Raw genomic sequence first — 11937 nt, forward strand, 5'->3', positions numbered from 1 at the left:
GGGGCCGGACCGCGGGGCCGGACCGTGGGGCCGGACCGTGGGGCCGGACCGTGGGGCCGGACCGTGGGGTCGGACCGTGGGGTCGGACCGTGGGGTCGGACCGTGGGGTCGGACCGTGGGGTCGGACCGTGGGGTCGGACCGTGGGGTCGGACCGTGGGGTCGGACTGCGGTTCCCCCGAGATCGTGGAGGGTTCTTATGCCGCGTCTCGGGTGAGGGCGGCGTTCTCGTAGTTGATCGGTGAGAGCCCGGCGGCGGCACTGTGTCGCCGCCGGTGGTTGTAGAAGCCGTAACACCAGTCGATGACCGCCGCCCGCGCCCTACTGATGGTGTCGAAGTCGTTGCGGGACAGCACTTCCCACTCCAGGCTGGAGAAGAACGCCTCCGCCGCGGCATTGTCGAAACACGACCCGACCCGGCCCATCGACTGACGGATGTCGAGCCGCCGACACAGAGCGGTGAACGCGCCCGCGGTGTAGGTCGACCCGCGGTCGGTGTGGAAGATCACCCCGGCGATTCGGTCCGCCCCGCCGCGGGCCGCCACCGCCATCCGGATCGCCGCACACGCCAGCTCGGGGTTCGGGTGCAGCCCCGTGGCCGCGCCGAGCAGCCGCCGCGAGTACAGGTCGATCACCGTGGCCAGATACAACTTCCCGGCCGCGGTGGGGATCTCGGTCATGTCCCCGACCCATCTGCGGTTCGGCTCGGCCGCAGTGAAACCCCGACGAAGCAGGTCCGGGAACTTCGGCGCCGTGCGGTCCTGGCGGGTCAGCCCGTTGTGCCGCTTGATCCGGCGGGCGACCAGGCCCTGGCGGCGCATCGAGTCCGCCACGGTCTTCTCCGACACCCGCCATCCGGCCTCACACAGGTCGGCGTGCAGACGGGGTGAGCCGTGTAGCCGCTGGGCGTCGTCGAACGCCACGGCCACGGCGGCGTCCAACGCGCAGCGGCGCTTCTCGGTCGCGGTGGCACCACCGTCGGAACGCGCGGCGCGGTCGAGCCACTTGTACAGCCAGGAGATCGACACCCCCAACAGGGCGCAGGCCAGCGTGTGCGGCACCCGGTGGAAGGTCCTCTGGTCGGCGATGAAACGGGCCACGCTCACTTCGTCGCCTCCTTGACCCACAGGACCACGGATCGCTTGAGGACATCACGCTCCATCCGCAGCTCGGCGTTCTCCGCGCGCAGCCGCTTGAGCTCCTCGACGCCGCCGCGAGACAGGCCCTCGGTGTCCTCGCGGGCCTCTCGTGCACGGGCCACCCAGTTGCCCAGCGTGCCCTCGTTGACCCCCAGGTCACGGGCGACCTGGGCGATCGGCTTGCCCGTCTCCTCCACGACCCGGACCGCTCCGTCACGGAACTCCCGGTCGTAGCGCTTCCGTACCTCTGGCATCGCTACCCCTTATAGCTGATGCCTCCCCGATCATGGGGGAACCGCAGACCGTGGGGTCGGACCGTGGGGTCGGACCGTGGGGTCGGACCGTGGTGTCAGATGGCGGCGTCGAGCTCCGCCCGGGTGGGCGGGTTCGCGCCGTGCCGCGAACAGGTGATCGCCGACGCCGCGACGGCCTCGGTCAGCACGGCCTCCAGCGTCGGCCGGTCGATGCGGTAGAGGTCGTCGCGGGCGGTCGCGCCGAGCAGCCCGCGTCGGTGCAGCCCGGCGAGCAGCGCGGCGGAGAAGCTGTCCCCGGCCCCCACCGTGTCGACGACCTCGACAGTGCGGCCGGGCTGCACCAGGTGCAGTCCCGACGACGTCCCGGCCAGCACCCCGTCCGCCCCGAGGGTGACCACGACGACCGCCGGGCCCAGCTCGAGCCACTCGCCGACGACGTCGCCGGGCTTGCGGCCCGGGTGCAGCCAGGCCAGGTCCTCCTCGCTGACCTTCACCACGTCGGCCACGCCCAGCAGCTCGTGCACGCCGGGCAGGACCTCCTCCGGTGAGCCCATCAGCATCGGCCGGAAGTTCGGGTCGTAGCTGACCGTCGCGGTGTCCACGGCGGAGGCGAGCAGCTCGCGCAGCGCGTCGTGGCCGGGCGCGGTCGTCAGCGCCAGCGATCCCGAGTGGACGGCGACGACCGGGCCGGTCGGGCCGTCGTCGAGGGCACCGGCGAGCTCGTCGTCGGTCCACTGCCAGTCCGCGGTGCCCGCGATCCGGAAGTCGTAGGACGCCTGCCCGTCGGCTGCCAGCTCCACGATCGCCAGCGACGACGGCTCGGCCGCCTCGACCGAGTGCGACAGGTCGACCCCGTTGTCGGAGAGGTGGGCGCGCAGCTTGCGCCCCAGCAGGTCGTCGGCGAGGCGGGCCAGCATCCGGGCCGGCACGTCGAGGCGGGACAGTCCGACCGCGACGTTCGCCGGGCTGCCGCCGGGCGCGAACTGCCAGTACTGCTCGGCGGGTGTGCGGCCCGCCTGCGTCGGCGCGGGGACGATGTCGACGAGTGCTTCTCCGGCGACGGCGATCACTCCGCGTGGCGGGCGTCCGGCGGCTGTGTCGGGCATGGCCGCACTGTAGTGGTCCGATCGGGGGCCCCGGCCAGGTCCGTGACGGGTCACGACCACGTCACGGTGCGTCGACACGCACGTGGTAGGCATGACGGATGCCCCGGAAGATCCCGGTCGTGGTGCTGGCCGGATTCCTCGGAGCCGGCAAGACGACACTGCTGAACCACCTCCTCGCCGCGGGCGGGGACGCGCGGATCGGCGTGGTCGTCAACGACTTCGGGTCGGTCGGCATCGACGCGATGCGCGTGGCCGGTCAGGCCGGCGACGTCGTCGGGCTCGGCAACGGCTGCCTGTGCTGCGAGGTCGGTGAGGGCGGCGTCTCCTCGGTGCTGGAGACGCTGACCCGCCGCCGCGACGAGATCGACGTCGTCGTCATCGAGGCCAGCGGCATCGCCGAGCCCGGCACGCTGGTCCAGCTCGTGCTCGACGCGCTGGGCCAGCACCTGAGCTTCGGCGGGCTCGTCGTGGTCGTCGACGCCGCGGAGTTCGAGACCTCGCGGCGCCGTCACCCCCAGCTCGACAAGCACGTCGCGATGGCCGACCTCGTCGTCCTGAACAAGATCGACAGGGTGGGACCGGGGCCGCTCTGGCGGGTCCGCAGGCTGTGCCGCGAGGCCAACCCGCGGGCACCGATCGTCCCGGTCCGCGACGGCGCGGTGGACCCGGCGCTGCTGTTCGACATCGAGATCGTGCCGGGACGGCAGCTGATGCTCGGCGAGCGCGTCGACGAACCGCACGCCCAGCACCTGCACGCCGGATACCAGAGCCTGACGTTCCTCAGTGACGAACCGCTCGACGCCGCCCGCCTGCAGGACCTGCTCGACGCCAGGCCGTCCGGGCTTTACCGGATCAAGGGCTCGGTGCGCTTCGCGGCCGCCCCGGCCCGGGAACGCTGGGACCTCCACACCGTCGGCCGGTACGTGCGGTTCCACCGGACCCGGTGGGACGTCGACGAGCCCCGGCGCACCACCCTGGTCCTGATCGGCACCGGTCTCGACTCCGACGCGCTGCACCGGTCACTGCGGGCCTGCGTCGCGACCGACGCCGACCGCCGCGACGCCGACGCCTTGCTCCCGGTCGCCCGCTACGCGGTCTGATGGCCCCGGGGGATTGCTCAGACCGAGGTGAGGTCCGGGCCCGTCGCCGGCTCGGCCAGCTGGGTCAGGGCATCGGCGGCCCAGGCCTCCCCACCGGCGACGGCGGTCCACAGCAGGACACCGAGGCTGCGGGACGGGTCGATCCGGCCCGCCTGCCAGGACGGCGTCGCCGCGAGCCGCTCGGCACGCGCGCAGAGCTGCCAGGAGGCGGTGTCGGACTCGGTGATGTCGCGGGCGAAGCGGGTGTGCCCGGTGCGGGCGCGGTAGGCCCGGACCGGGTCGGTGACCGCGTGGATGATCGACAGCACCCCGATCACCAGCCCGAGCGCGAGGGGCAGGCAGACGAGGAACGCGAGCGCCGACCGGGACCAGCTGTTCTCGCCCACGGTGAGGGCCACCACGACGGCCGCGACGACGGCGGTGCCGGTCAGCGCGCCGGCCGGGAGCCGGGTGTAGACGAGGTCGCCCGCGTCGTCGACGACGTAGTCGGTGCCGGCGATCAGGGCCGGGTCGTACACGCGGTACCCGGTACGTGTGCGGACGAGGGTGGGCAGGCGGTCGGCGGGAGCGCCGGCGACGAAGTCGTTCATGGTCGTGCTCGATCTGTGAGAATGCTGCTGCTCGCGGCCCACCTGATGGCCGTCTCGCCCGGTCAGTCGCCCACGATGCCGGTCCGTGTTACGGATTCACAACGTTCCTCGGCGCGTTCCGTCTGTGATGTTCGCCTCCACCACTTGCGAGCAACCTGCGAGGCTCACTCGGGTGGCCAGGCGTCGCCCCACACGGTGTCACGGGCGTGCCGGAACAGCTCCCGACGACTGCGCGGGACGGGGGTGTCCCGCAGCGTCCCGCCCGCCTCGCAGACACGCAGCGTCACCAGTCCCTTGCGGGTCTGCGGGTGCCGGACCACGCGGCCCGGGGCCCGGCCGACGCTCCCGTCGTCGCCGTCACGCACGCCGACGACGTAGGAGAACTTCTCGTCCTCGTGCCCCAGCGAGCCGGCCTTCAGCACCCGGTGCCGCGAGCTGCGTCCGACGCGGACGGCGAAGTGGCACCAGTCGTCGCCGGTCACCGGGCAGGCCCCGTCGTGCGGGCAGGGCGCGGCGACGGTGAGGCCCGCGGCGAGCAGGCGGGTGCGGGCGTCGAGGATGCGCGCGTGCCCGGCCGGCGTCCCCGGTTCGACGAGCACGACGACCCGCGCGTCCCGGGCGGCGGCGTCGACGACGGCGTCGCGCACCGGTACCGGCAGCTCACCGAGCAGGTAGCAGGCGGTCAGCAGGTCGGTCTCCGGCAGCACCGGGGCGGTGCCGAGCACCGCGGCCTCCCACCGGGCCGCCCGCAGCAGCGGCGACGGCGCACCGGAGGCGAGCCTGCGGCCCAGCGCCCGGGCCGGCGTGGCGGCCTCCAGCACCGTGGCCCACTCCAGCGACGGCCACACCTGTGCCGCCGCCCACACCGCGGCGCCGGTCCCGCCGCCGAGGTCGAGCAGCGACACCGGCTCGGGCACCCGCGCGGCCGCCCGCTCCAGCACGTCGAGGACCGCCGCGTGCGTGGCGGGCATCCGGTACGCGGCGTAGGCGGCCGCGTCGTCGTCGGTGCGCAGGATCGGCGCGGTGGGCACCGTGCCGCTGCGGTAGTCGCGGATCAGCCGCTCGACCACCGGCGCGAGCCGGGCGGCGGGGACGCGGTCGAGTGCGTCGTCGAGGGCGGCGGCCAGCGCGTCGGACAGTTCGTGGGACAGCGCGGAGGACGGCTCGGGGACCACCTGCCCATTCCACCAGTCCCGAGCTCAGCCCCGGGCGCCGACCAGCAGCGGGTCGGCCAGCGCGTCGAGCAGCGGAGCCTGCAGCCGGGCCCACGGCGACAGCCCGGAGTCCGGGTCGTCGGCGGCGGCGCGGAAGCGCGACCAGCTCCACCAGGCCAGGTCCTCGACCTCGTCGGGGCGCGGCTCGGGCTCACCGGTGATCCGGGCGACGAACACCGGGCAGAGCTCGTTCTCCTCGATCCCGTCCTGCGACGCGCGGTAGCTGAAGTCCGGCAGCACCATCCGCAGCTCGGTCGCACGGACGCCCAGCTCGTCGGCCAGCCTGCGGTGCACCGCGTCGGCCATCTCCTCACCGGGTGCGGGATGGCCGCAGCAGGTGTTGGTCCAGACCAGGGGGAAGGCGGTCTTGGTGCGGGCGCGCCGGGTTACCAGCAGCCGGCCGGCGTCGTCGACGCCGTAGCAGGAGAACGCCAGGTGCCGCGGGGTGCTCGCACCGTGCACGGTGGCCTTGTCCGCGACGCCGACCGGGTTGCCGTCGTCGTCCAGCAGCACAACCTGTTCCATGCCGTCCTGTCTACCGGAGCCCGGCCGTGGCGGCTCCTGGGACGGGACCGGCTCACACGCCCGAGCGGGCGGCTGCCCGGCGCCGGACCACGGCGCCGAGCGCGGCAGCCGGCAGGTGCGCGGCGACGACCGCGAGCGCGGCGGGGGACACCGTGCCCCGCGCCAGCCCCAGCTCCACCGCGCAGTCGAACACCCGCTGGTGCCGTGCGGCGGCGCTGATCGCGGCGTCGAGGAACGCGGGGCGGGCCGCCAGCCGGGCGAGCGCACCGACGTGGCGGTGGTGCCGGGCGAAGGTCTGCTCCATGGCGGCGCGGTGGGCGGCGCCCGCGTCGTCACCGCGCAGCGCGCTGCGCCCGGCGAGGATCCCGGAGGCGACGGCGTCGAAGATCCCCTCGCCGGTCAGCGGGTTCACCTTCGCCGCGGCGTCACCGGCCAGCAGCACCCGTCCGTCGGGCTGGAACCGGGGCGCGGTCGACAGCGGGAGGTGGTGCGCGCGCAGCGTGGCCGGGTCGGGTTCCTGGCCGGGCAGCAGAGCGGCCAGCCGCTCCAGCAGCGACGCCCGGTTCCCGGCGCCGCGCTCGTCGAACACGCCGTAGCCGACGTTGGCGCCGCCGCCCGCGATCGGGAACGACCAGGCGTAGGCCGGGACGGCGCCGCCGGCGTACTCGATCGACAGCGTCCCCGGCTCGGCGGCCACCGGGGCGTACCCGCGGATCGCCACCGCCGTCGACCACGGCGGCACGGCCGGCGCGCCGAGTGCGTGGCGGACCACCGAGTTCGCCCCGTCGGCGCCGATCACGACCCGGGCGGCGACGTCGTCGACCAGCACCCGGTCCCCGCGGGGGACGACGGTGCGGACCCGGTGGCGGCGCAGCTGCGCCCCGGCGGCGACGGCCGCGTCGACCAGCGCCGCGTCCAGCTCCCGGCGCGGGACCACCCGGTTCGGCCGGCGCGCGGTGCGGTGCACGACCCGGCCCGCCGGGGTGCGCAGGCGCAGTCGCGGTGCCGCGACGCCGAGCGTGCGGACCCCGGTGGAGCCCAGCTCGTCGAGCAGGTCGAACACCTCGGCCGCTATGCCGTCTCCGCAGGTCTTGTCGCGGGGGAAGGACGCCGCGTCGAGCAGGAGCACCGACGCCGACGACCGCAGCCGCAACACGTTGAGCGCCGCGGCGCAGCCGGCGGGACCCGCCCCGACCACGACGACGTCGTAGGTGGACATGGCGCCATTGTCCCCCCGGCGCCGGGGGAAACGGTTCGCCATCGCCCCCCGGCCGTGGTCCACTCCCACACCGCCACCCCGTCGCCCGGCCGCGACGGGTGCCGGCGCCGTGCCGTCGGTGCCGTGGGTGGTGCGTCCGTCACGTCCACGAGGAGCACGTTGTGACCACCGAGCCGGCCCCCGACCGCGACACCGAGCGGCTGCCCGCCGGAGCCCTGCTGATCATCGGGCTGCTCGTCGGCTCGGCGTTCGTGATGATCCTGAACGAGACGATCATGAGCGTGGCGCTGCCCGCCCTTATCGCCGACCTGCGCGTCACCCCGGCGACCGCGCAGTGGCTGACCAGCGGATTCCTGCTGACGATGGCGGTGGTCATCCCGATCACGGGGTACCTGCTCGGGCGGTTCCCGCCGCGGTCGGTCTACCTCGCCTCCATGGGTCTGTTCAGCGTCGGGACCCTGCTGTGCGCGGTCGCGCCCGCGTTCGGGTTCCTGCTGGCCGGGCGGGTCGTGCAGGCCACCGGCACCGCGGTGATGGTCCCGCTGCTCATGACGACGATCCTGCGCCTGGTCCCGGCGAGCCGCCGCGGGCAGACGATGGGCACGATCTCGATCGTCATCGCGGTGGCGCCCGCGGTCGGCCCGACGCTGTCCGGGGTGATCCTCTCCGCGCTGGGCTGGCGCTGGATGTTCTGGATCGTGCTGCCGATCGCCCTGGTCGCACTGGTCGCGGGTGCGCAGCGGCTGCGGGTCGAGGCGGAGACGACGCGGGCCACGCTCGACGTCGCCTCGGTCCTGATCTCGGCCGTCGCGTTCGCCGGGATCGTCTACGGGCTGTCCGCGATCGGCGAGTCCGCCGCCGGGGGCGCGCACACCGCGGTGCCGCCGTGGGTGCCGCTGGTGCTCGGAGCGGTGGCGCTCGCGGTGTTCGTGCACCGCCAGGTCCGCCTGCAGCGCGGCACCGGCACGGCCCCGCTGCTGGACCTGCGCCCGTTCACGGTCCGCCGGTACACGTTGTCGCTGGTCCTCGTCGCGACCGGGTTCATGTCGCTGTTCGGCGCGATCATCCTGCTGCCGCTCTACATCCAGGACGTGCTGGGTGACAGCGCGTTCGTCGCGGGCCTGGTGGTGCTGCCGGGCGGGCTGGTGATGGGGCTGCTGGGCCCGTTCGTCGGCCGCGCCTACGACCGGTTCGGCGCCCGTCCGCTGGTGCTGCCGGGCGCGGTGCTGCTCGCGGTCGTGATGTGGGGGTTCACCACCCTCGCCGCGACGACGCCGCTCTGGCTGGTCGTGGTGCTGCACGTGGGCCTGTCCGCGGCGCTGGCGCTGATGTTCACGCCACTGATGACCGACGCGCTGGGTTCGCTGCCGGGCGAGCTGTACTCGCACGGCAGCGCCATACTCACCACGCTCCAGCAGGTCGCGGGCGCGGCGGGGACGGCGCTGTTCATCACCGTGATGACGCTGGCCGGGGCCGGGGCCGGGGCCGGGGCCGGGTCCGGTGTCGACGCGGCCGGGGTGCACGCGGCGTTCCTGGTCGCGGCGGTCGTATCCCTGGTGACGGTGGTCGTCGCGGTGGTCGCGTCCCGGCTGCCGGCCCCGGCGTCGGACCCGCAGGACGCCCGGGTCTGAGGCGGCCGGGCCGCCGCGTCGCTGAACACCCGGACCGTGACCGCGGGCGGACACCGGCGCGGGCCGGCGGTCAGCGGGTAGCGGCGCCCTCGGTGGTCCCCGCGGGTGCGGGGACGTCCGGGCCCGTCAGACCGTCGCGGGCGGTCTCGCGCAGCGCGAGCACCGACCCGACCGAGACCAGCGCGAGCAGCCCGATCACCGCCGACAGCACCCCGGTGCCGAAACCGGCGGCCTGCAGCGACGCGAACAGCACCGGCGACAGCCCCGCGCCCATCCCGGAGATCTGGTAGCCCAGCGAGACCCCGGTGTAGCGCGAGCCGGTGGAGAACATCTCCGAGTACAGGGCCGCGGACGGCCCGAACCAGGCCGCGTGCGTCACGCCCTGTCCGACCACCACGGCCAGGGTGAGCAGCACCGCCGAGCCGGTGTCGATCATGGGGAAGATCGCGACGCACCACAGCCCGGTCGCGACCGCCACACCCAGGACGACCGGTCGGCGTCCGACCCGGTCCGACAGTGCGGAGAACCCGATGATGCCGACGATCGCGACCACCGAGGACAGGGTGATCGCGTTGAGCACGGTCTGACGCTCGAACCCGGCGCGCACGGCGTAGGAGATGAGGAAGGTGGTCAGCGTCCCCTGCGCGACGAAGGCCCCGAACCCCACGCCGACGGCGAGCAGCAGGTTGCGCGGGCGGGACAGCACCTCCAGCAGCGGCGCCCGGCGCGGCGCCGTCGGCCGGGCGGCGGCGGACGCGGCGAACACCGGGGTCTCGGTGACCGACAGCCGCACGAACAGCCCGATGCCCAGCAGCACCACGCTCAGCAGGAACGGGATCCGCCAGCCCCAGGTGAGGAACGCGTCCCCGGTCAGCGACGCCGACAGCGCCAGCACCAGCGTCGACAGCACCATGCCGCTCGGCGCGCCCGCGTTGGTGAAGCTCGCCCACAGCCCCCGCCGCGACGACGCGTGCTCGGCCGACATCAGGACCGCGCCGCCCCACTCCCCGCCGACCGCGACGCCCTGCACGACCCGCAGCACGATCAGCAGCACCGGTGCCAGCGCGCCGACCTGCGCGTAGGTCGGGAGCAGGCCGATCAGGGTGCTCGCCACCCCCATCAGCACCATGCTGATGACCAGCATCTTCTTGCGCCCGACCCGGTCCCCGAAGTGGCCGAACACGATCCCGCCGAGTGGGCGGGCCAGGTAGCCGGTGGCCAGCGTGCCGAAGGCGGCGACGGTGCCGACCAGCGGGTCGAGGTCGGAGAAGAAGACCGCGTTGAACACGACGGCCGAGGCAGTCGCGTACAGCAGGAAGTCGTAGTACTCGATCAGGCTGCCGAGGTAGCTCGACAGGACCGCGCGCCGGCGCTGGGTCGGGGAGAACCGGGGGTGCGTCATCGCAGCTCCGTGCCTTCCGAGAGATGGAAAGCAGCTTTATAGCAAGTAACTTGTGATTCGCGCCACGATCGTTAGGATCGCACACGTGACGGATGCGGCGTCGGTACCGACGGGGACGCGGGGGCAGCGGCTGACCTACCTGGTCAAGCGCCTGCAGATGGCCGAGCGGGCCCGGATGGAGGAGGCGCTGCGCCCGCTGGGCGTGACGCTGGCCCAGTACACCGCGCTCAGCGTTCTGGAGCGCCGCGGCGGGCTGTCCTCGGCGCAGCTCGCGCGACGGCACTTCGTGACCCCGCAGGCGATGCAGCAGCTCGTCGCCGCGATGGAGCGCGACGGGATCGTCGAGCGCCGCCCGGACCCGGACAACCGCCGGATCCTGCAGGTCTGGCTCACCCCGCACGGCGACGCGACGTTGGCCCGCTGCCACACCGCGGCCGGGGTCGTCGAGCGCCGGATGCTCGACGCGCTGGAGCCCGACCAGGCCGAGGTGTTCGCCGACGCCCTCGAACGGTGCCTCGCCGCACTGGCCGGTCGCGACGGGATCCCGCCGGACGGCGACGCTTGACCCCATGGCAAGCACCTTGCTATCAACCTTCTTGATATCAAGGAACGAGGGAGCCCCATGAGCCCGATCACCGGTCCCGGCCTCGGGCTGGGCACCTGGCCCGCCCGCCGCGCGCGGATCAGCCCGTACGCCCCGGCCCTGTCCGACGGGCACCGGTCGGTCGACCACGCCGAGCTGGCCGAGCGCGCCGCCCGGATCGCGGGCGGCCTGGCGGAGCGGGGGGTCGGCCGGGGGGACCGGGTCGCCTGGATCGGGGTGAACGCCGTCGCCACCCTGGAGACCTGCTTCGCCGCCTGGCGGCTCGGCGCGGTCGCGGTCCCGCTGAACTTCCGCCTGGCCCCCGCCGAGATCGGCTACATGCTCGACGACTGCGGCGCGACGCTGCTCGTGCACGGCCCCGACGCCGACGACCTCGTCGCCGCGACCGCCCCACGGATCCCGGTCGTCCGCGGCGTCGAGGACCTGGCCCGCGGGCCCGCCCGCGACGACGCCGGTGCCGGTCTCGACGACCCGGCCGTGCTGCTCTACACCTCCGGCACCACCGGCCGTCCGAAGGCGGCGGTGCTGACCCACGGCAACCTGACCTGGAACACGGTCAACCAGCTCGCCCACGTCGACGTCTGCTCCGACGAGCGCACGCTGTGCATCTCGCCGCTGTTCCACTGCGTCGGGCTCTCCCAGGTCACGCTGCCCACGCTGTTCAAGGGCGGCAGCGTCGAGCTCGTCGCCCGATTCGACCCGGTGGCTGTCCTCGACCGGATCGCCGACGCCCGGATCACCAGCTTCGCCGCCGTCCCGACGATGCTGCAGATGCTGTGCGAGTCCCCGGCATGGGAGCGGACCGACCTGTCGTCGCTGCGCACGGTGGTCTACGGCGGCTCCCCGGTGCAGGAGCGGGTCGCGCGGGCCTGGCTGGACCGCGGCGTCGCGCTGCAGCAGGGCTACGGGATGACCGAGGCCTCGCCCGGGGTGCACATGGCGACCCGCGACGGAACGGCCGCGCACCCACCGACCTCGGTCGGGGTGCCGCACTTCTTCACCGACGTCGCCGTCGAGCGCGACGGCGAGCTCGTCCCCCTCGACGAGGAGCCCGGCGAGCTGCTGGTCCGCGGGCCGCACGTCAGGCCCGGGCTACTGGAACCGTCCGGACGGGACCGCGGCGTCGCGGCGGGGGGAGTGGTTCCGCACCGGTGA

At 74.1% G+C, this 11937-nt stretch carries 12 protein-coding genes; 4 read left to right on the plus strand and 8 right to left on the minus strand.

Annotated elements, in window-relative coordinates; all coding sequences use genetic code 11:
- Positions 1-195 precede the first annotated feature (195 nt).
- From XF36_RS04760 to XF36_RS04770, 3 genes are all read right to left on the minus strand, one after another.
- Complete coding sequence (locus tag XF36_RS04760) at positions 196-1104, minus strand: IS3 family transposase (protein WP_060711044.1); 909 nt, start codon at positions 1102-1104, stop codon at positions 196-198.
- The gene (locus XF36_RS04765; RefSeq protein ID WP_060710840.1) at positions 1101-1391 is read right to left on the minus strand and encodes a transposase; all 291 of its coding nucleotides are present in this window, start codon (positions 1389-1391) and stop codon (positions 1101-1103) included. Before XF36_RS04765 ends, XF36_RS04760 begins: the two co-directional genes overlap by 4 nt.
- A 95-nt stretch (positions 1392-1486) precedes the next feature.
- The gene (locus XF36_RS04770) at positions 1487-2497 is read right to left on the minus strand and encodes a carbohydrate kinase family protein (protein ID WP_064485373.1); all 1011 of its coding nucleotides are present in this window, start codon (positions 2495-2497) and stop codon (positions 1487-1489) included.
- A 98-nt stretch (positions 2498-2595) separates the two neighbouring features.
- Here XF36_RS04770 and XF36_RS04775 point away from each other — a divergent pair, with 98 nt between their 5' ends.
- Positions 2596-3597, plus strand: coding sequence for a CobW family GTP-binding protein (locus XF36_RS04775; RefSeq protein ID WP_060711046.1), 1002 nt, complete (start codon positions 2596-2598; stop codon positions 3595-3597).
- 17 nt (positions 3598-3614) lie between these two features.
- On the opposite strand, the gene XF36_RS04780 is transcribed toward XF36_RS04775, so the two are convergent.
- From XF36_RS04780 to XF36_RS04795, 4 genes are all read right to left on the minus strand, one after another.
- Positions 3615-4187, minus strand: coding sequence for a hypothetical protein (locus XF36_RS04780; protein ID WP_060711047.1), 573 nt, complete (start codon positions 4185-4187; stop codon positions 3615-3617).
- 164 nt (positions 4188-4351) lie between these two features.
- A complete protein-coding gene (locus XF36_RS04785; protein WP_238589125.1) occupies positions 4352-5362 on the minus strand; it encodes a small ribosomal subunit Rsm22 family protein in 1011 nt (336 codons plus the stop codon).
- A 24-nt stretch (positions 5363-5386) separates the two neighbouring features.
- Positions 5387-5926 (minus strand): isopentenyl-diphosphate Delta-isomerase, encoded by a 540-nt coding sequence (gene idi, locus XF36_RS04790; protein ID WP_060711048.1) that lies wholly within the window; start codon positions 5924-5926, stop codon positions 5387-5389.
- A gap of 52 nt (positions 5927-5978) precedes the next feature.
- Entirely contained in the window at positions 5979-7145 is a 1167-nt protein-coding gene (locus XF36_RS04795) for a geranylgeranyl reductase family protein (RefSeq protein WP_064485374.1), read from the minus strand.
- Between the two features lie 161 nt (positions 7146-7306).
- Here XF36_RS04795 and XF36_RS04800 point away from each other — a divergent pair, with 161 nt between their 5' ends.
- Positions 7307-8776 (plus strand): DHA2 family efflux MFS transporter permease subunit, encoded by a 1470-nt coding sequence (locus tag XF36_RS04800; RefSeq protein ID WP_060711049.1) that lies wholly within the window; start codon positions 7307-7309, stop codon positions 8774-8776.
- A 70-nt stretch (positions 8777-8846) separates the two neighbouring features.
- On the opposite strand, the gene XF36_RS04805 is transcribed toward XF36_RS04800, so the two are convergent.
- The gene (locus tag XF36_RS04805) at positions 8847-10178 is read right to left on the minus strand and encodes an MFS transporter (protein WP_060711050.1); all 1332 of its coding nucleotides are present in this window, start codon (positions 10176-10178) and stop codon (positions 8847-8849) included.
- An 85-nt stretch (positions 10179-10263) separates the two neighbouring features.
- Between XF36_RS04805 and XF36_RS04810 the strand changes: the two genes are divergently transcribed.
- Together XF36_RS04810 and XF36_RS04815 are read left to right on the plus strand one after the other, a co-directional pair.
- Positions 10264-10743 (plus strand): MarR family winged helix-turn-helix transcriptional regulator, encoded by a 480-nt coding sequence (locus XF36_RS04810; protein WP_226366750.1) that lies wholly within the window; start codon positions 10264-10266, stop codon positions 10741-10743.
- 57 nt (positions 10744-10800) lie between these two features.
- Positions 10801-11937 (plus strand): AMP-binding protein, encoded by a 1137-nt coding sequence (locus XF36_RS04815; protein ID WP_349675535.1) that lies wholly within the window; start codon positions 10801-10803, stop codon positions 11935-11937.

It is taken from the genome of Pseudonocardia sp. HH130629-09, from assembly GCF_001294645.1.
Taxonomy (GTDB): domain Bacteria; phylum Actinomycetota; class Actinomycetes; order Mycobacteriales; family Pseudonocardiaceae; genus Pseudonocardia.